The sequence below is a fragment of the Sphingobacterium olei genome (assembly GCF_005048855.1).
In the GTDB taxonomy this organism is placed as follows: Bacteria; Bacteroidota; Bacteroidia; order Sphingobacteriales; family Sphingobacteriaceae; genus Sphingobacterium; species Sphingobacterium olei.
The window spans coordinates 308268-326479 of record NZ_SUME01000001.1 but is presented as its reverse complement, the minus strand read 5'-3'; the positions used below and the strand labels follow the sequence as shown (position 1 = coordinate 326479).

At 40.3% G+C, this 18212-nt stretch carries 19 protein-coding genes; 4 read left to right on the top strand and 15 right to left on the bottom strand.

The genetic code is table 11. The features are described from left to right. Positions 1 to 287 precede the first annotated feature (287 nt). The 10 genes from FAZ15_RS22665 to FAZ15_RS01390 all read right to left on the bottom strand — a co-directional run bounded on the left by FAZ15_RS22665 (position 288) and on the right by FAZ15_RS01390 (position 9470). Positions 288 to 428 (bottom strand): hypothetical protein, encoded by a 141-nt coding sequence (locus tag FAZ15_RS22665; protein ID WP_202912291.1) that lies wholly within the window; start codon positions 426 to 428, stop codon positions 288 to 290. Positions 429 to 461: 33 nt separating this feature from the next. After that, the gene (locus FAZ15_RS01430; RefSeq protein ID WP_202912290.1) at positions 462 to 1511 is read right to left on the bottom strand and encodes a type I restriction endonuclease; all 1050 of its coding nucleotides are present in this window, start codon (positions 1509 to 1511) and stop codon (positions 462 to 464) included. Between the two features lie 34 nt (positions 1512 to 1545). Then, positions 1546 to 1788 carry a hypothetical protein gene (locus FAZ15_RS01425; protein ID WP_202912289.1) on the bottom strand — a complete coding sequence of 81 codons (243 nt, stop codon included), beginning with the start codon at positions 1786 to 1788 and terminating at the stop codon, positions 1546 to 1548. 59 nt (positions 1789 to 1847) lie between these two features. Continuing rightward, positions 1848 to 2873, bottom strand: a complete 1026-nt coding sequence (locus tag FAZ15_RS01420) for a hypothetical protein (protein WP_136899397.1) — start codon at positions 2871 to 2873, stop codon at positions 1848 to 1850. Continuing rightward, positions 2860 to 4893, bottom strand: coding sequence for a phospholipase D-like domain-containing protein (locus tag FAZ15_RS01415; protein ID WP_136899395.1), 2034 nt, complete (start codon positions 4891 to 4893; stop codon positions 2860 to 2862). The genes FAZ15_RS01420 and FAZ15_RS01415 overlap by 14 nt, the downstream gene beginning before the upstream one ends. Positions 4894 to 4970: 77 nt before the next feature. Beyond that, positions 4971 to 5474, bottom strand: a complete 504-nt coding sequence (locus tag FAZ15_RS01410; RefSeq protein ID WP_136899393.1) for a thermonuclease family protein — start codon at positions 5472 to 5474, stop codon at positions 4971 to 4973. Next, the gene (locus FAZ15_RS01405) at positions 5471 to 6610 is read right to left on the bottom strand and encodes a DUF4236 domain-containing protein (RefSeq protein ID WP_136899391.1); all 1140 of its coding nucleotides are present in this window, start codon (positions 6608 to 6610) and stop codon (positions 5471 to 5473) included. The genes FAZ15_RS01410 and FAZ15_RS01405 overlap by 4 nt, the downstream gene beginning before the upstream one ends. Before the next feature lie 194 nt (positions 6611 to 6804). Further along, positions 6805 to 7470 carry a response regulator gene (locus tag FAZ15_RS01400; RefSeq protein WP_136899389.1) on the bottom strand — a complete coding sequence of 222 codons (666 nt, stop codon included), beginning with the start codon at positions 7468 to 7470 and terminating at the stop codon, positions 6805 to 6807. An 11-nt stretch (positions 7471 to 7481) separates the two neighbouring features. Continuing rightward, the gene (locus FAZ15_RS01395) at positions 7482 to 9167 is read right to left on the bottom strand and encodes a tetratricopeptide repeat-containing sensor histidine kinase (RefSeq protein WP_238387111.1); all 1686 of its coding nucleotides are present in this window, start codon (positions 9165 to 9167) and stop codon (positions 7482 to 7484) included. Positions 9168 to 9266: 99 nt separating this feature from the next. Beyond that, positions 9267 to 9470, bottom strand: coding sequence for a hypothetical protein (locus FAZ15_RS01390; RefSeq protein ID WP_136899387.1), 204 nt, complete (start codon positions 9468 to 9470; stop codon positions 9267 to 9269). 418 nt (positions 9471 to 9888) lie between these two features. Here FAZ15_RS01390 and FAZ15_RS01385 point away from each other — a divergent pair, with 418 nt between their 5' ends. Then, positions 9889 to 10947 (top strand): hypothetical protein, encoded by a 1059-nt coding sequence (locus FAZ15_RS01385; RefSeq protein ID WP_136899385.1) that lies wholly within the window; start codon positions 9889 to 9891, stop codon positions 10945 to 10947. A 28-nt stretch (positions 10948 to 10975) separates the two neighbouring features. Here FAZ15_RS01385 and FAZ15_RS01380 read toward each other — a convergent pair whose 3' ends face one another. Both FAZ15_RS01380 and FAZ15_RS01375 read right to left on the bottom strand, forming a co-directional pair. Then, complete coding sequence (locus FAZ15_RS01380) at positions 10976 to 13156, bottom strand: DNA/RNA helicase domain-containing protein (RefSeq protein WP_136899383.1); 2181 nt, start codon at positions 13154 to 13156, stop codon at positions 10976 to 10978. Next, the gene (locus FAZ15_RS01375; RefSeq protein WP_136899381.1) at positions 13153 to 13482 is read right to left on the bottom strand and encodes a nucleotide pyrophosphohydrolase; all 330 of its coding nucleotides are present in this window, start codon (positions 13480 to 13482) and stop codon (positions 13153 to 13155) included. Before FAZ15_RS01375 ends, FAZ15_RS01380 begins: the two co-directional genes overlap by 4 nt. A 326-nt stretch (positions 13483 to 13808) precedes the next feature. On the opposite strand from FAZ15_RS01375, the gene FAZ15_RS01370 reads away from it, so the two are divergent. Then, the gene (locus tag FAZ15_RS01370; protein ID WP_136899379.1) at positions 13809 to 14396 is read left to right on the top strand and encodes an SMI1/KNR4 family protein; all 588 of its coding nucleotides are present in this window, start codon (positions 13809 to 13811) and stop codon (positions 14394 to 14396) included. A 313-nt stretch (positions 14397 to 14709) separates the two neighbouring features. Here FAZ15_RS01370 and FAZ15_RS01365 read toward each other — a convergent pair whose 3' ends face one another. Further along, the gene (locus FAZ15_RS01365; protein WP_136899377.1) at positions 14710 to 15114 is read right to left on the bottom strand and encodes a hypothetical protein; all 405 of its coding nucleotides are present in this window, start codon (positions 15112 to 15114) and stop codon (positions 14710 to 14712) included. Positions 15115 to 15340: 226 nt separating this feature from the next. On the opposite strand from FAZ15_RS01365, the gene FAZ15_RS01360 reads away from it, so the two are divergent. After that, a complete protein-coding gene (locus FAZ15_RS01360; RefSeq protein ID WP_136899375.1) occupies positions 15341 to 16069 on the top strand; it encodes an energy transducer TonB in 729 nt (242 codons plus the stop codon). Between the two features lie 74 nt (positions 16070 to 16143). Continuing rightward, positions 16144 to 16362 (top strand): agmatine deiminase family protein, encoded by a 219-nt coding sequence (locus tag FAZ15_RS23080; RefSeq protein ID WP_136900083.1) that lies wholly within the window; start codon positions 16144 to 16146, stop codon positions 16360 to 16362. Between the two features lie 304 nt (positions 16363 to 16666). On the opposite strand, the gene FAZ15_RS01350 is transcribed toward FAZ15_RS23080, so the two are convergent. Next, entirely contained in the window at positions 16667 to 17269 is a 603-nt protein-coding gene (locus FAZ15_RS01350) for an ASCH domain-containing protein (RefSeq protein ID WP_136899373.1), read from the bottom strand. Between the two features lie 2 nt (positions 17270 to 17271). Then, positions 17272 to 18126 carry an SDR family oxidoreductase gene (locus tag FAZ15_RS01345; RefSeq protein ID WP_136899371.1) on the bottom strand — a complete coding sequence of 285 codons (855 nt, stop codon included), beginning with the start codon at positions 18124 to 18126 and terminating at the stop codon, positions 17272 to 17274. Between the last annotated feature and the right edge of the window lie 86 nt (positions 18127 to 18212).

Sequence of the window (18212 nt, the reverse complement as noted above, 5' to 3'; positions counted from 1 at the left end):
TTTGTCTCTCTCCTAAGATAAGAATAAATAATTTATTGTTTTACGGTTTCCCGTATTGCATATGTGAATATTCATGTTATCTTTGTTTATGAAAGCAAATCACAATAAGGATTATTCCGTTGTGAAAACATTTAAGGCGGGGAAACTCGCCTTCTTTTATTTGCTAATATTGATATTGTCTGTACTATTAGAAAGCTTTATCACATTCTTTAAAACAAAAAAGGATCAGTTTATATCCGACCCTTTAAATCGTTTTGTCTACTACTAAGATATTAAATATTTATATTTTAATCGTTAGGCTTATGCTTATGAGGTTTTAAAGGTGGATATTTCTCTTTTTTTTCTGGCGTAACCCGTCTTCTTTTATCCAAAGAGCCATCATCTTTTTTTGGCTTTGGGCCAGGTTTAATTGCTTCAATTGTATGCATATTCATTTTTTTAAGTGTTTTTTAGTTTAAACGTTAATAATTAGCCACTGTTTCCGTGATCTGTTCAGCGTGTGCATAGATATCATCGAGCGCTGCCAAATCGTGCTTGGTTTCTTTCTTGTCCTTATCGAATAGTCCGATCCGTAGCCGATTCGGGGTGAAGTAAAACCGGCAGATAGGTCTGCGGTTATTATCATCTAGCAGGATACCGCAATAGGATTGACTATCTCGCATAAAGATCCGGCCTACTTCTATTTCTTTGCGAAGAATAGATTTAACGATCAGGAATCCGTCAATCTCATCCTGAGTAGTGACGACCAGCGACTCGGGCTCTACTGATGCTGGGACATGCTGCGCTTCGTTTTCGGTTTCTTTCTTCAGCGCACTTTTTAATCGCTCACTAATCTGATCGTGTACGATTTGGGTAAACACCCGCTTAACCAACGGCGTGAATTGCTCCAAGATCTTGGCCGTAACTACGCTTGGATAAACCTGCTTGGCAAAGTAACGTACGAATTCGTCGCTAGGGGTCTGCATTTCGCCGGTAGCAAGAATCGTAAGCTCATTAAAATACTTGAGTTCGCTGGCTGCACTGGAAATACTATCCAGATCAAACACCGACTTGTGAAATTTCCTCAGCTCCGCAATCTCCGTGTCCTTAATATCGGTAATCTTAAATTCAAAAAATGGCTTCTCGTCCATTTTATTGGAAGTAACGAGGTCTGTATAGAACCGATATTCCAACCCATTTGTCAATAAGCTAAATCTGGCTTCGGTGGTGTGAAAATAGCGAAAGAGCTGCGAATTATGGGGATCAAGTCCGTCTGCATAGTGTTTGCATTCGATCAAGATTACCGGCTTGTCGTCGCGAAGGATAGCATAGTCTACCTTCTCCCCTTTCTTGATGCCGATATCGGCAATAAACTCAGGGTGTACCTCAAACGGATCGAACACATCGTATCCCAATATTTTCAGGAAGGGCATAATGAGCGAGGTCTTGGTCGCTTCCTCTGTTTTGATCTGTGGTAACAGCCTGTCGACTCGTTTGGCAAATTGCCGTATTTCATCTTTAAAATCCATCATGTAATCAGTTAATATTTTATTCAGTTATTTATTTTTATTCTTCCCAACCGCAAAGTGTCTTCCCTTCTTTCTTCGCCTTCTCGATAGTGGTCTTTATTGTTTTAGCACGACAGTTGCTCAATCCCCTACAATTTTTCGTTAAATGGTACCGCTTACCATTGTTACTTCCGCAGATGTATACAGTATTTTTATCGGCTTCTAATCCTACCGTTGCCTTGACACTACTACAGTCATTATACAATAGCGTTAACAGAAAAATGGTAATGGTCTTTATCATGGTTTAAAGTTAAATAGGTATAGCCGGGTTGCCTTACGGGAAACCGTAAAGGCTGAAAATCATCTACTTTCCAGAAATGTTCTAATATTTGAATGAGCTTCATCTTTTGAGGTAGCTAGCGGTAGCAATTGGAATGATTTTACTCCTGACTGGGTTAGCCAATCTGACCAAAAAAGTTTAAGTATGTCCCAATCGGATGGATGCATGGTAGCCCCTCCTTTATGATCTTTCGAACGGTCATACATCTCCAAGACTACGACGTGAAGGTCTTTTAAAAGTGGATTTTCAGCGGGGATAATACCATATCCATTTTCTTTAAAAAAGGCGCCCATATCTTTGGACTTGGACTGCTGAAATGCCTTTCGAAAGTTCTCGACGGTCTTTGAGCTCATAAAGTAACATTTATTACCTCTACAATGATCCTTTCCATGAAGGCCTGCTTCGATATAGCCGTCTGTTAGAAGTAATAGGACATTACAGGTGTAATCGCGCTTTATGTGACCATTCTTCAACAAAACGGAATCGATAGATTTGTCTACCAAACCGTGTTTGATCCCGTCTTTGAAATAGGACCAAATATCTGCACCAGCAGGTGCCATTTCCGCCGTTTCGGACATCTTGTTGTATGCTTCTTTAAATTTAGTCTTATCGGTTGCTAAATTTTCATTGGATTGATTGGTTAGATATTTAATGCGATCTTCTTGATGTATACCAAACCGTTTGAGATCTAATTGCATATCCAATACATTAATACCATACTGCCCGATAAGCTTCTGGTTAATGAAATCGACACGCAAGATATCTCGTTGACCAGTCTTTCTTGTTTTCGCTGTATGATTGGCCAGATTGTACGTGACTACACCTGGGTAAAAGTGATCTACAATACCACTGATGATATCTGAATCAGCAACAGGTTTTGGATATAACTTTTTATTAACGCGATTGGACAGGTCTGGTGCAATGGTAATATTATAATGGATAACATCGATTGGATCGACGGTTTTTGGGTCGGAAGCACAGCAAGAAAATGTAGTGATAATTACCACGCATGATAAAAGCTGGCTTTTAATATTAAAGTTTGACACGGCTATCTATTTTTTTGGTAATTAATTTGTGTTCCTGCCATTCGTTGACACTGTTAGCGGCCATCAGAGACATTTCGGTAGCTCTGGCAATCGAATACTCTTGATGTAGAAAGTCATTCCAACCTTCAAGAAATATATTTATCCGATCTTTGAGTGAATCTAAAGAAATGGGTAAATTGTCATTTTCAATGTGGCTGATATAGAGATCGGAGGTTTGCTGGATATGTTGTGATTTTTGATGAAGCTCTATCATGATCCGCTCTTTTTCGCTACTGACAGCTATTGGACTTTGTTCGATCTCTGATCGAGAGAGTTGATTTTCTGCTCGCAATAAAATATTGTTTTGTTCTAATTTGCTGGACTCTTCCTTTAAGTTATTAATCTCATCGCCACATTTTTGTAAATCTTTTTCGTATTCCTTAATGAGTGCCTTACTCTTCATTGCGGCATGGTCTAAATTCCGTTCTTCAAAATAGGTAATGAACTTACTGTAAATGAACTTGAAAAGGATAAGACCTAAAGCACCTAAGATGAATACGAGGTAAAAATTACTATCACTAAACACATCGGTAAAATGCCATGGTGCCGTCGTATCTCCTCTGAGTATATGAACCCTGTGTACAACCGACGCGACTTGATAAGCGATAACGGCGTCAACCAACAGAATACCCACCCATGTCAAAATATCCTTCGCGAAACCGAACCGTACAATCTTTGACAGCACCGCCAATACGATGGGAACTAATACAAATGTCAATACAAAAATGAATGCTACGACTCCTTTTTCCCATGCATCGGCCAATGCGTGAGGATTAAATACTTCGGGTACCTCCAAATTGCCTTGCATCTGAGCAAGTTCTGCGTCTGCAGCACTATAAATCATAATATATGCCGCGGAAGAGTAAAAAATAAATAGGTAGCATAAGAGCAGTAGACCAAAAAGTGATAGTGGAATCAACTCAAAAAACCGATGTGCCGGGCGGACGAAAGCTAATTTTTGTTCTCTGATATCTTCTTCGCATTTCGTGATTTGATTTTCTTCACGCTTTATTTTTCCTTGAATGACGGCAATATTCTCTCCGTTGATGGAAATCGTAGAATCATTCGTTGCGATTTTAGATTCTAGTTGTTGTTTTCTAAGTTCGGTATCTGCTTTGAACTGGTTGAGTTTAAGGTCAGCATGCTGCTTCTGGGCTTCCAATGCTTTGAGCTTTTGCTCCTCAACTTTGCTTAACAGGCGTCGCTTCTTGTCATCGATGACATCTATATCATTGATGAACACGGAGTAAACTGTATCTAGTGCCTTATGAAGTACCTGATGATCACCATTGTTTGACTTGGCACGGTCAAACCCCTGCTGTCTAAGCATATTTCTATCAAAATTGGATACTTCAGCTGCAATCATCGAGTCCAAGACACTTGCAAAGCTAATTTCCGTGAATTCATCTGATTTAGCTGATCGCGACTCTCTTACAACGGTTTTATCAACGACTTCACGCTTTTCCTCTTGTGGAAGCTCTTCTTGTTCTTCTGCTTTGGTCTTAATCGCATGGAAGGCTTGAATTAGGCTGACTACCGTAGCCTCATGATTGGTTAAAATAACACTTTCGTTATTATTCTTACGTGCATTTACGCTCCAATTGTAAGATCCATGTAGCACGAAAGATCGGTCAATGACACAAAACTTTTGATTCATAACGCCATAGCCGGCATTTTTAATACGCCGTATTATTGCTCCGGAATTGGTCAATTTTTCAAACGGTAGTCTGTAATTTTCCTGATTCTCAGACATCACGATTTCGATCTTTATACCTTCCGTAAGCTTCTTTTCAAGTAAATCAAAAAGATCTTGATCTGTAAACCATGCTGCTGCAATTAGGATTTCCTCTTTGGCATCTGTAAGACTTGATACAATCGCAGCATGAATAGCTTCATTGTCATTGATAACCTGCTGATCCAACACCAAGGCTTCATCGTCGGCTGGTGTCTTGGTAAATGGATTTTTAAAACCTATTTTCATCCCTGTATATGTGTTATATGTTGTACTTATGTTAGTTTAGTTATTTACAAAATTTTGTAGGCTAGGAAATTTATGCGCTATTGTTTCCACATCAACCCTATTATAGAATCATTCTCAGCCCAAAATCCGATTTTTAGTCTTCTAGCTTCTTCCTCTAAATGGGCATATGTTGTATCAGAGGAATAACGCTTGAAGTGCCAGGCCATACCGAGCTTCACCATTTCTTGGTTGATAATCTGTCCTCGTTCATTCTTCACTTCTGCCAGTAAACGGCCATACCGATCATACTTTTCGCTAACGATCGTGACCTCTTGATCATGGCATAGAGATGATAGCGCTTGTTTTGCTGCCTTCCCGAATGGCTGGGAGCGTCGACGCTCGGGGGAATCGATATGGGTAAGCCGTATACGTACTGACTGACCTCTATATAGTACTTCCATGGTATCGCCATCGATAATACGAATGGCTTTGGCCATAAATGTTTTATGTTGTAAATCTTCTGGACCGGTTTGTTTCTCCTGCGATTGACCGCACGATTGTCCGGCAAGCAGAACTAGAAGTAATAGAAATATCCTTGTCATGAGGTATAGGTTAACTGTCTAACTGTGCTCTGATAATCTTTAAAGGCGCTACCAAAGGCCTCGGTTAATTCATAGTTACTGAATTTATATTCTTCATGTAAACCTGTTTTAGTCTTTAAGCGTATCTCCCCATACTGAACGACGGGAATTTGATAATTGCCTTTAAATCGTCTATCGGGTGTACCGTTTTTATTTACTTTGGCCCAGGTCTGGTCAATAACTTTAGAATCCGGTGGTACTTTCCCTGTTTCTGTAAAACGCACATAACCGTACTGAAAATCAACTTCGTCTAAACCGATAATGGCAAAATCTGATCTGTTGGAATACATAACAATAAAGCTAGGGTAGATATATAGATCGGCTCCGTTGGCGTTTTGAAAATACAGCGCTTGTAATTCGGATTTGAATTCGGGTATAGACTTGAGCCTAAACCAAACATCGCGCCTGGTAACGAAAGTACTTGCCGACGAACGCGTAACAGCTCGATCTTCAAAGTGGGCGCTGGTGACATCCCAGATTTTGTGGCACCGGGTTAAATTTTCAAAGGCAGAAACCAAGGCATTGTATTTTTGTTGGATTTCGGGTTCAAAATCGACTTCAAGGTTGACATATGAGGTATCGATCTGTTCATTGGTCTGCCGAACTGCTTCGTGTTGCGCGGCTATGTCCTGAGCTAATTTTTCGGGAATCGATTTATTGATCAATCCATATAGCAGTACATAGCTGAACGTCTTTTTGAGCTTGGTGGTTTTAAGCGCGCTATTGATCTTTGATAAGTCACTGTTTAGTGTCGCTCGCTGTTGGCGAGCAAGTAATATCGCTTCCTTAATTCCTTGCATATCTTGGCTCGTGATCTCGTGGATATCTGCACTAAAAATATTGCCGTATGGTTCTTCTGATTGGCCTGGGTTATAACGCGGCGTGGGCGGCCGCAACGGAGGTGCTGGGGCTCCATTTGATAGTTTTTGCCTATTATAGATACCCAAACCGGGTATGCCCGTATTTAGATAAGTGCCGGACCTGCCCAATGTCATGCTTGCTCCTTTCACTCCGATAGAAGTGGAAATTCCACTCTTGCTGAAGTTTAAATGAACACCGGGGATAATTTTCACACGTCTCCTAAAATTCCATGTCATATCTTTAACTGTTTAGTTGTTTACGGTTAATTAATAAGACAAAAGTAGGCGTGTCTCTTGGCTGATTTTTACGGGTTCCCGTAAAGCATCAATTATTTAGAATAAATTATCATATTGATTATCAATGGATAAAGGAGATTATTTGCGATGATCTCCTTTATAGTGGTTAATAATTGAAATGTGTTGACGAACTTTTAGATAAGTCCTTTTTCTTTGCAATAAACTGCAAGTTGCTCGTTCTTGGTAAACCCTAGCGTCTCTTTCATTAAATTGAGTCTCTTCTCCACACTGCTCAGACTAGAGGGCTTGATGTTTCTTCGTTTCAAACATTGCGGGATATTCTTTTGGAGTTCACCTTGATACAATAACGAAACGATCGCGATGTCTACTGTTGTAAATTCATACGAGTTCTTGTCACGAATGGATTGCTTAACGTCGGATGGTTGATAAGATTTGTGATTGTATACGGCTCGAAGGGCTTCTTTGAGGTGATCGGCGTCGTGCCTTGCTTTGCGGACGTATCCGTCAATTCCATGCACCTTAAATAGATCATCGATAATACTTGGACGGCTCTCGACCGAAAATACGATCACTTTTAGATCGGGCTGGATAGCGCGGGTTGCTTTAATAAGATCGATGCCATTGGTAATCTGTTGGATTGTATTATCTTCCTCAAAACTGAGGTCGGTAATCAACACCTCGTAGGGATCTTGATCGCGAATGGCATTTTTTAACCAGCTAAAAGCGTGATCGCAATAATACACGTAGTCTGCATTATCGATAGTTAAATCTTGAAGTGTCTTCTGCACCGAAATGTTGGAACTTTGGTGATCTTCAGCAATGAGTATTTTTTTAAACATACATTATCCTTTTAAAGAAATGGAATCGTGATCTCTACTTTGAGTCCTTTTACCGTTTCATCGTCAAAGTTAATTTTGCCTCCTAATTTTTCAATACGGGAAACCGTATTTGTTAGTCCATTGCCGTGAACGGTATCTTTTTTTATGCCAATACCATCGTCGGTATAATAAATATGTAATTGATGGCCTGTCTTTTCAAAACGAACCACGACATGAGCAGCTTGGCTATGTTTATCCATATTGACCATCAACTCTTGTAACACGTGGCGAATATTGTCTTTACCTTCTTGATCGATGGCGTGCCATAGTTCTCCGTCATTCCCGGCTATCAGTACTCGGCGGTTCTCGGTAGCAAAAGATTTGATGAGCTCGGTGAGCCGCTCGTGATAGGGTTGTTCAGTTTTCGGTTGCTCTTCGCTCTCATATGATATATCCCGGGATCGGTTGTACATCTCTTCCAACTTATCAAGTGTATACTCGCGATCGATTACCTGCTTGTATTCGATTTCTTTCATGACACGGTAGAGGCCATTGGCTACGACATCGTGTACTTTTTTGGAGGTTTCTAATTTGCTGGCCTTGATTTGGTTCTGTGCTTCGAGCTCGAGTCGTTGCTTGCGCTTTTTGTAATAGAAGCTTCCGCCGAAAATCGCAACAAAGAGAACAAGGCTTACGCCGCCAGTGATGGCGCGTTGTTGGGTGAGCCGGTTGGCTTTCTCTGCATTGTCTTTTTGCAATAGTAAATTATCAGATTTGTTTTTTTCAACTTCGTAACGAATTAATGCAAATTGATTCTTTGCGGCTGCTCGGGCAACCTGGACGCTGTCGTTGAGCTCGCGATAGGTTTCGAAATATCCTTTTACGGAAGCTGGGGGACTGAGTTTAATTAGTCTTTGCAATGCCTTTATTTGGTCGTCTGCTCGTTTTATCCTGGAAGCGATGGCATATTGCTTACGGGCATAGATTAATGCGGAATCTGGATTACGCTCTGCGTAGTAATCAGTAAGATGCGCTAAACTGGCATTTTGTCCCCACAGATCTTTTTCTCGCTCTCGAATATTTAGTGCTGCTAAAAGTTCGGGTGCTGCATTATAGGTTGGATCGTTCTGCCATTTGGCTTTCGCAAAATTGGACAAAACGCGTGCATATTCTTTCGGTTTCTCATTCGCATCTGCTAGGATCATTTGGAATATGTTGAAGGCTTCTTCGTAACGATCCATATGCTGATAGGCGATAGCCATATTATTTCGGTAAATGAGCGTATTTAAAGAATCATCGGAAAATTTGATCGCTAATTCATAAAAAGAAATAGCGCGCGTAAAGTTTCGGAGGTTGTCGGTTGTTGTTGCTAGATTGTTATAATTTGTACTGATATAGATCCGATGGTCGGGGTTTAGCTCGTCTAGATAGTCTCGGGCTTGTAACGATGTTTCCTGGGCGCCAAAATAATCTCCCTGCTCGCGCTGTGTAATCGCCATATTGATCAAACAGTTTGCTGTATTGAGGCTATCGTTTGCTTCAATAAATAGATTTTTTGCTTTGTCGAACGTTAGGAATGCACTATCTGTCTTGCCTGCATCGAGATATTCGAACGCTTTCGTGTAGTACGGACGTGCATCGACTGGGGATTGTGTAACTTCTTCTTGCGCACAGGACAAGAGGGTTAAAAATAATAGGTATAGGTATAAGTATTTCAAGGCATTCAATTTGAATTTGAATGTACGAAAAAATATAGAATAAAAAAGGGACAGCCGTAAGCTGCCCCAAGTTTAAAAATAAATATACTTCCCTAGGAACTATGGTAACATAGGAGGTATAGGTAGTGGACAAATTGGAGGTACAGGAATCGGAAGTGGTGGAATTGGAGGGCGAACTGTCCCTGTTTCTCCGCCGTCTTCATCGCCATTATCGGTGACCTGTACGGTGATCTGCGCATTGTTTATAGGTGTAATGGATGGGGAACCTAGTCCCATTAAAGCGGTGATAATTAAATAAATCATTGTTCAAAAAATTAAAAAGTCAAAAACTTGGTAGGTCCGCGTGCTCCATGCACAGGATTGCTACATTTGTTTTCAGAAGGCCTTCTGAATTTTTTGGGAAGTATGAGCTTCAATCGCGGGAGTCAGTAACTGCTTCCCAAACCGGCTAATAACTACCGCGATGTCTTCTCGTTTTGAAATCTGTTTCGTATCTTTATTCTGCTCGAACTAATCGATATGTGAACTGATTACGAAAGCAAATTTATGACACATAACAACCTAATCATCAGACAATTCCGATGTTTCCGCTAATTCCGATACTATTCCGAAGATTCCGATGGATTTCCGATTATTCCGGTAAAGGATGGCTTGAAAAAGAGATATTTGGTTTACGGTTTTCCGTAAATTCCGATGGTGCAGTTGATTTAATTTTGTGGTGATGTTTGAAAAGTTTCAATTGGCAGTACGAAATGCCTACCTAGATTTAAAGAAAAATAATAAGCTTCGCTTTGACCGTGAATGGCCATCTCCTGGTGAGCTAAAAGATTGGTGCTTGGTAGTGTACAGTAAAGGCATATCTAAAGATGATGAAACTATATTTACAAGATTCTTCAATCGTGACAACAGTGATGATACGATTGAGACGAGTATACGAAATATTGATTTAGACAGGCTCCGGCCTTTACGGAACTTTATAATTGGTGAAACTAACAGAAGACCTGACGAAAATCTTGTGAAGCTACTAGCTATACTTATTGATTTTAGCCCAAGACCATACAGGCTTCAAGATTGGATTATTGATCAAAACCCCGAAAATTCAGATGTTAATATTGATAATAAAATAGGGGATAAAAATGATCAAGATGAACATAACATCTTATCAGATGAGCTGACAAAAAATGAAATAAATACTGATCTAGAAAAAGGTGGTCTGACTTCAACGGAAGACGGAAGACAGACAGTAGAAAAGGAAGTTATTGGCATTGTTGAAGAGGAGGAATTTAATAACGTAGAAGAGATTAAGGGTAAGGATACCGCAGAAAAGGAGTCGTCTTTTGTGAAACCGGCTTCATTTTTTAAGCCTACCACCCCGATTCCACCTAAGCAAAATCGGCGCATCTTTTACCAAACAGGGGCTGTATTGGCAGCCATTGGGCTATCTATTGCAATATACTTATTGCCCCAAAACCAATGCATGTGCTGGCAGGAGGATCACTATGTGGCGGTGGATTGTGAGGAGAAAATATTAGGTACTGAAGTCATCGCCTTAGACGCGGATAAATTGAAATACTTTGAAAAGATTAACAGGCCAGATACCCTTACCAAGGAGCATGTAAATAGGGTTTGGTATTCAAAGATTAATAATCAGGTGGAATTCTTTACGGGTCCTGGAATGCACCCGGTGCATGATCATAGATCGCTAAAGGCTGCGACCATCCATATCATAGAATCCTATGCCCTAAACGATACCACTGCAAATGACCTCGTGCGGGACTGAGGCATCAACCATCAAATGAGAACAACCATTAAATGAGGACTTTCTTAAATATACCTATTACTTTGAAATTAAGCAGATCATCGTCTGCAAGTTCAATAGGTTCGTAGCCGAGGTCGTGCGAAAGAGGTCTTAAGATGATCCGCTCGTGTTGCCAAGTCTCCTCTCCTACGGCTTTATGACTATCATATTCCTTAATGGTATAACGGCCTCCGTGGTCCGGATCTTGTATATTCGACGAGCTAACCAACGTGATCAGGCCTTTGCGGCTGCCGCCAGCATATCTTTTAAAAAGGCACACACTTCCATCTGGAATGATCTTATTCATAGAGTTCCCTATTACCTGACACGCAAAAAGGTCGTCGGAATATTGGACATCTTCTGGAAGCACGATATAGCGAATCTCGTCCGATACTTGCTCTCCCGTAAAATAGCCGGCTGCAACCTTAACATCATAAAAGGGTACTGACCGTTCGGTCGGCAAATCGGAAAACTGTATCGTGGGTTTCTGAGGTTGGCTCGATACCATCTCTATATACTGCGCAAAATAGGCTCGTAAACGTGGATTACAAACGTAGATATATGTTCCGCGGATGCCCCGAAGACAGATGGTCTTGTATATATTGAGGATATAGTCGTGCAGTTCTTGTTCCGAGCGGACGGACGTCTTTCCTGCTTTGTCGTGGTAAGCACTTTTGTTGACTTCGATTTGCTGGGTCTCTGGATTATAGTCTATCTCGTTTCCGAAGATTACTGCAGCATAATTGAGATCATACCCTTGCGTGGTATGAATGCATCCCACTTCGTCAATCGCAGTTTTACTGTTCACCCAATCGGTACTGGTCTGATTCCAGCGGAGCTGAATATCATCGATTTCAATATCGAAAAGGCTACTGTCTTTCTTCGATTTCCAGGGCCAGGCATAACCTGCTATTAATCGGGCTAACCCATATTCTTTTTCTCGCTGCTGCACGGCATCAATCATTTCGGACAGCTTGTCGAAGAGCTTAAGATCGTAAGATTTCGGTGTGTAGTGCGACGCCTCGCCCGGTCGGTATAATAACTGCTCTAGAAAATTGACATAATCTTCACCGCCGAGTACTCGAAACTGCGTCTTTAACCGTAGTTCCTGTGTGCTCGGCTGCTGTAAGAGCTTATCGAATTCGTCTTGCCGGATATCGGACGGTTTGATGCTCTGCTGCCTGTCGTAAAACAGAATGGCTTTGTTGGACTGTTCCTGTATCCACTCTAATTCATTTGTCTCTTCCGGGATCTTACCCATCCGCTGTGCGGCCTGATCGAAGTAATTGAAGTAACTACCTAACACCACCCTTCGCCGTAGGCGATGGGATTCGTCAACTAATACGATGTCGTACTTTCCGTTGGTTACCTCGCTCGGGCCGACGACCATCTTGGGTGAAAGTCCTTTTACTTTTTTGAAGACCTTCGCGAGTGTCTTCCGGAAGGATGCCATGGGTACGACCAGCGCCATTTTAGGGTGCGGATATTTTGCCTTTAACTGCTTAACGAGTGTGACAAAATCCTTTTCGCGCTCGCCAAATTCGGTGAAGTTAAAATCGGCAAGATCGGTATTTAACAGTTTGAACAGGAAGATCGCCAAGACGGTCTTACCTGTGCCCGCACCACCATGTACAAGTACATTTTTCTTCTGATCGTCGAGAAGTACCTCCATGATTTGATAAAGCCCTTCAAGTTGATCTTTGCTTAAATTCTTGTAGGGTGAATATTTAAAGAGATCGGAATTGCTTATCGTCTCGATGGATTGTGTCGTGATGCCGTTCTTGCGAAGTTCATCCCATATTTCGCGAAAGATATTCCAATAAACGTCTTTGCGTTGGTAAAAGTTGTGATTGGCTAGACCAAGATTTCCGTTCTGGAGCCGGTACTTTCCGTCGCCAGCCATATAGCGGATCAGATTGGCTTCAATATCCAGTGTGGCCGATTTATTGAAGAGTTCGGAGGATATGAGGTGAACGGTGGTTAAATTCCTTTTCCGCTCGTGTTGGAGGTGCTTCGTCATACGGCTAATGCTATCGGCCGTCTCGCCCACATAGGCCTCGCAGATCTTTTCATCGCTCAGGATATAGACTAACGGCCAATTGTCGTACTCATAGATATTGGACTGTACGGATCTGCCCAGCCCGTTGTTAAAGGGATATTTGTTTATGGCAAACTTTAATCCGTCACTCATAGTTGGTTATACTTCTTTGCTGTGCCCTTGGCTTTATCTACTGGATATTTTTGATTATTAAGGGCTATTTTGTCTTCAATGATCTGCTTGACATCAAACCCATTCTTATCGGCTAATAGCAGCGCATACATAAACACATCGGCTAGCTCTTCTTTTAGTTTCTCTGGACTGGCTTCCTCATTACCTTTCCATAGGAAGAGTTCTAGAAGTTCGGATGTTTCGATATTTAGCGCCAATGCCAAGTCCTTAGAATTGTGGAATTGTGCCCAATCCCTCGCATCCCTAAATGCACGTATCTGCTGTATGAGTTGTTCAATATCTGTCATGATCTGCTTTGAAGATAAGCTAATGGCTAAATTTAAGAAATTTATGCTTGCCTTGACGCATTAAATGTAAAAGATGGATTACTCCTTGCTCTTACATCTATTATATGTGGATATGTTCTGAAGCGATGGGGAGAAACTTAAAATTAGTATACCCCATTAATTTCAATGGGAGTTTTTGTTGCCATTTTGATATTATAGATATTTTCATTCTGTAATTTACGCTAATAACTGGGATACATATCCAGCAGGTTTCTATACAATATAAGTCGTTGTGACGATTGATTTCAGCAAGAATTGCTATCTTAGTCCTTTATATCTAGCAGTTTATGAGCAGCATTATAGTCCGTTTCAAGGAAATTGTGGTCAAACAGAAAGAATTGAATTACCATTTCCCGAACATACTACGAAAACCTGCTTCCATGCAGGATATCCGAAAGACTGAACTAGCACTTGACCTAACTTTTAATGACGAGCTCAAGGAACTTTATCTCTTCGCTGATGGAACCGATATTGATAATGTAACACCCTCGGGCTTTACGGGGCTAATACCGATACACAACTTTTTATCGTTGGAAGACGCTGTACGCTACTACTATGAAAGTATGGAGTTTGAAGAAAGCTTTCATAACTGGACGAGAGACTTTTGCCCAGGTCGGCACTTATTTCCTTTCCTGGAAGATGGTGCCGGAAATTGCTATTGGGTCGACTTAAATGAAGGCACACCCGACTATGGCAAAATATTTTGGACAAATACATTTGGTACGGATCCTGATTATTGCTACAACTCATTGGCAACTATGTTCGAAGTCATTGCAGAGGCTTATCGGACAAATATCATATTCGTGGATGATGAAGGTTATCTAGATTGCAAGTTTGAGGAGTTTGAAAAGCTTTCTAAAAAGACTTCCAATTAAATATGAATAAAAAAGATGGTCATATTGTATACGGTATTACAGGCAAAGCGATATTAAATTTGAAGGAGATGTTGCTGCAATTTTGAGACAAATTATTTAATTCTCTCGTCTTGCCTTTGCTGGGGTATAACTTTCTAATCTATGTATAATTTCGTTATCAAACCGCGTTTCTATTCTTTCTCTTTCCTGATTATATAAGTCGTTTTCCAATATCCAACCCCTTCCTCCGTTGTATTAAAAGTTAATAGCATTTTTAATGACTCCGTCGGGCAAAAAATACCGGCGTTTAACAAAATTCTCCACAAACCCTAACTCATTTTCCTTCCAAAAAACTATTTACAACATCGTTATTCATAATATAGGGGTCCCACATATTTTTTGAAATTCGAAAGTCATCTGGTATATTTAGATAGGCCTTCTCGCATACAACTTGAAACTCCTTATGAACCTTGAATTTCAGATCAAGCCCCCCAAAGTAATACACTTTAAAGCCTTCTTTGACTACTTCTGTCTCATAATTTTCAATAATTGTTAAAACATTTTGAAACACCAAAATGGCTCTATCAACATATTTCATTTCATCATCAGGGTTAAGGAGATGTTTGCTCACCCCTATATTGAAAAAATAAACATAAGTGTCATGACGATCTGCCTCTATCTTTCCAATATAAGAATCAAACGAATGGATCTCGTCAAAGCATTCTACACATATTTTCATATTATAACTTATTGTCGTTGAAGGATTATTTCTTTTATCGTTCTTTCATTTTTTGCGCAATTGGTTTGAATGATACGACGCTATCCTTTTTTATTGTCTTACCCACGGATTTACGCAATCGTAGGTGATATTGTTTTGTAGCAAGTTTTTAGTAATTTTAAAAAACAATTATTAGTCTATAAAATTTTACGCAAAATAGAAATATTCTGAAGATTAACCACAACCGATGAAAAAAATAATTGAACTAAGACAAGTACGTCTAGCGCTCTGCATAGCCGTTACGGCTAGTATATTTTCAGCTAGCGCTCAGACTACCGACACCGTTTATTTTAATGCAAAATGGGAAAAGACGGATCGTGACAATAAGCACTTTTACCGTGTTATATCTCGTAACGATAATACCAAACAAATCCGCGTACAGGACTTTTATCCAAATGGAGTTAAGCAAATGAATGGATGGTATAGCTCATTAGAGCCTGAGGTAAGAGACGGGGATTTTACTTGGTGGCATGAGGACGGGATAAAGCACCGCAAGATGACTTTTGACAAAGGAGAGCCCACGAAGATCACCGAGTGGGATAAAGAGGGAAAAATAACACGACAGCAGGAAGCTGTAAAAACGGTTAGTCATATTAATGGTGAACGCGTGCGCGACCGCAAAGCACTGGAGAAAGCGCCTGTCTTCAATCGCGGAAAATCTTCGTTTCCGGATTATGTAACCAGACATCTCGAATATCCAGCTGGCGCAGAAGGAATAAGGGGCGAGGTAATCGTCCGTTTTGTGGTGGATAAAAATGGAAGAACAAGGGATGCCGAAGTGGTACAAAGTGTGCATAAAGTTCTCGACGACGCTGCACTTGACTTGATAAACTCTCTACCCCGGTGGACACCGGGAGTATTGGATGGTAAGAATGTCGACATTAAGATGGAGCTACCATTACGTTTTAATCGCTGAAACCTACAGGTCGAGATCATACTGATACCGCAGGATAACTAGATTATAAAGAAAAAGCTTATCCCAACCACGCCATAGGTTGTTATGTAAATTATCTGGAAATTGGCAAGCTGATCGTATTGCCTGTTTTTGAAGTTCGGGGCAATAAAGATCTAGAAGTCGTTGATCTGTTTCATCAGATATTTCCTGACAGCCATATTGAAACCATAAAATTCAACGCCGTAGGTCATTTCGGCGGATTACTGAATTGTGTAAGCTGGAATACTTTCCGCCTAAATAAACAAGAATTATGATTGTAGGATAAAAGCTAATTTGGAATTGTCGCCACGTTGTGGCGACAATCTTGATACAGAAATTTCATTAAAAGTGGCATGTCGGAATTTCCGACATGCCACTTTCCTCTTGTTTTTATATGTTGTTAATCTAGGCTTTGACAGTACTTGTAAAATTGAGGGTAACGTAGTCTCACTTAAAGTTATTCCAAGGTTTTGCCATCATTGCTGTATTTCATGAATAGTTCATTGATACAATGATATAAAAAAGTCATTTTGTTTTTTCACAACGTCATATTCTTCTAAATTCAACATTTAAAACACGCTATACTCCCATTTCACTATTTTTCGGAAAAAACTTATTAAGATATTCGCTACCTAATGGCGAAAGCTCGTAACCTACATTATGGCTAATCGTTAAGCCTAAGTTTTTCAGTTTTCGAATATTTAGTTTTAGCCATTCTTTTTCAAAGCCTGTTAGTTTTGCAATACCTATGGCGTGTAAATTGGGATTATCTTTTATCGTAAACAGTATTTTTTCAGTCCAATGGCCTTGTTTACTGTAAAGGTCTAAACGCTCTAATCGACCTTTTAACTCCTCAAATTGCTGTTCTGACAATCCTGTTTGCTCCCTCAACTTAATTCGTGGGTCTTCGGCATGATAACGAACGGATATTTTAAAAATCGTTCCTGTGCTATTGTGGGTAAATGATTTTAGCAACTGCTTTTTGTCCGTAAAGCCTGCCTGTACTGCCTCTTTGTCGGTTATATCATTTTCGTTTACAGCTTCAATCGTGCCGATTTCGAGCAAGCCAACAGATGTATGCAAGAGACTTCCGCTTTTAACGGAAACCTTTTGCCACTTACGAAATGCCAAAGTGATTTCTCCCGATTTAATACCTTGCAGGTGTACTCCCTTAAATAGCATAATTATAATTCTTTTACATACTTGTTCAAATCAAATGACTTTCTACCAAGTAATTTTTCAAGTATACTGTCCACATGTGAAAATTCGCCTATCTTAATCCCGTTGGCCATACTGACCAATAAATCCACGACTTCGACAGGCATTTGATAGCTAATCAGTTCTTCTCTGAAAACTTCATCCGAAATATCAACGTGGTTTACGGTTGTACTTTTTTCTTTACTTATCACCCCTGCCAATTCATCAAATGAAAATGCTGTGCTACCTGTTATTTCATAGGTCTGGTTTCCATGTGCATTTCCCGTTAATACGTTTGCAATGGCTTCCGCTATGTCTGTCCGTGATACAAAACTTACTTTTCCGCTTCCCGATGGATAACGGATTTCGTTCGTTTGCAAGGCATTTCCAATCAGTTCGGGTATGGCTTCCATATACATGCTGTTTCTGAAAAAGGTATAAGGGATATTTGTTCTCCTTATCAGTTCTTCCGTATGGTATTGTGTTTGCGTTCCTTGAAAAACGGTGTTCGGTCGGGCTTGTACCATACTTGTATAAACAATGTGCTTTACGTTGTTTTCCACTATTGCATTTACCACATTTCTTTCCTGCTGTTTGGCTGTTTCTGTATCCACCCCAATAGTAGATATTTGCAATACTGTCTCTACACCTTTGAAGACCTCTTTAAGTGTGTTGTAATCGTTGTAATCCGCTTGTCTGGTGGTTACGCCCTTTTCCTTAAATTCATTTACCGTTTCGGGGTTTCTGACAATGGCAACAATATCGGTCGGTGCGACTTTCTGTAACAAAAATTGAATGGTCGCTTTGCCTAAATTTCCGTTTGCTCCTGTAATGGCTATCATAACTTTAATTTTTCTGTAAAATTAACAACCTTGCTTTACTGAAAATTGGATAAAACCGACAACCGGAGGAATTGCGAGGAAGAGGA

Bases quoted from the DNA above. Each gene is read 5' to 3' on its own strand.
- FAZ15_RS01425 (WP_202912289.1), bottom strand. From the start codon at position 1,788: ATGATAAAGACCATTACCATTTTTCTGTTAACGCTATTGTATAATGAC.
- FAZ15_RS01375 (WP_136899381.1), bottom strand. From the start codon at position 13,482: ATGACAGATATTGAACAACTCATACAGCAGATACGTGCATTTAGGGAT.
- FAZ15_RS01385 (WP_136899385.1), top strand. From the start codon at position 9,889: ATGTTTGAAAAGTTTCAATTGGCAGTACGAAATGCCTACCTAGATTTA.
- FAZ15_RS01430 (WP_202912290.1), bottom strand. From the start codon at position 1,511: ATGATGGATTTTAAAGATGAAATACGGCAATTTGCCAAACGAGTCGAC.
- FAZ15_RS01400 (WP_136899389.1), bottom strand. From the start codon at position 7,470: ATGTTTAAAAAAATACTCATTGCTGAAGATCACCAAAGTTCCAACATT.
- FAZ15_RS01370 (WP_136899379.1), top strand. From the start codon at position 13,809: ATGAGCAGCATTATAGTCCGTTTCAAGGAAATTGTGGTCAAACAGAAA.
- FAZ15_RS01350 (WP_136899373.1), bottom strand. From the start codon at position 17,269: ATGCTATTTAAGGGAGTACACCTGCAAGGTATTAAATCGGGAGAAATC.
- FAZ15_RS01380 (WP_136899383.1), bottom strand. From the start codon at position 13,156: ATGAGTGACGGATTAAAGTTTGCCATAAACAAATATCCCTTTAACAAC.
- FAZ15_RS01360 (WP_136899375.1), top strand. From the start codon at position 15,341: ATGAAAAAAATAATTGAACTAAGACAAGTACGTCTAGCGCTCTGCATA.
- FAZ15_RS01410 (WP_136899393.1), bottom strand. From the start codon at position 5,474: ATGACAAGGATATTTCTATTACTTCTAGTTCTGCTTGCCGGACAATCG.
- FAZ15_RS01365 (WP_136899377.1), bottom strand. From the start codon at position 15,114: ATGAAAATATGTGTAGAATGCTTTGACGAGATCCATTCGTTTGATTCT.
- FAZ15_RS01345 (WP_136899371.1), bottom strand. From the start codon at position 18,126: ATGATAGCCATTACAGGAGCAAACGGAAATTTAGGCAAAGCGACCATT.
- FAZ15_RS01415 (WP_136899395.1), bottom strand. From the start codon at position 4,893: ATGAAAATAGGTTTTAAAAATCCATTTACCAAGACACCAGCCGACGAT.
- FAZ15_RS01390 (WP_136899387.1), bottom strand. From the start codon at position 9,470: ATGATTTATTTAATTATCACCGCTTTAATGGGACTAGGTTCCCCATCC.
- FAZ15_RS22665 (WP_202912291.1), bottom strand. From the start codon at position 428: ATGCATACAATTGAAGCAATTAAACCTGGCCCAAAGCCAAAAAAAGAT.
- FAZ15_RS01405 (WP_136899391.1), bottom strand. From the start codon at position 6,610: ATGACATGGAATTTTAGGAGACGTGTGAAAATTATCCCCGGTGTTCAT.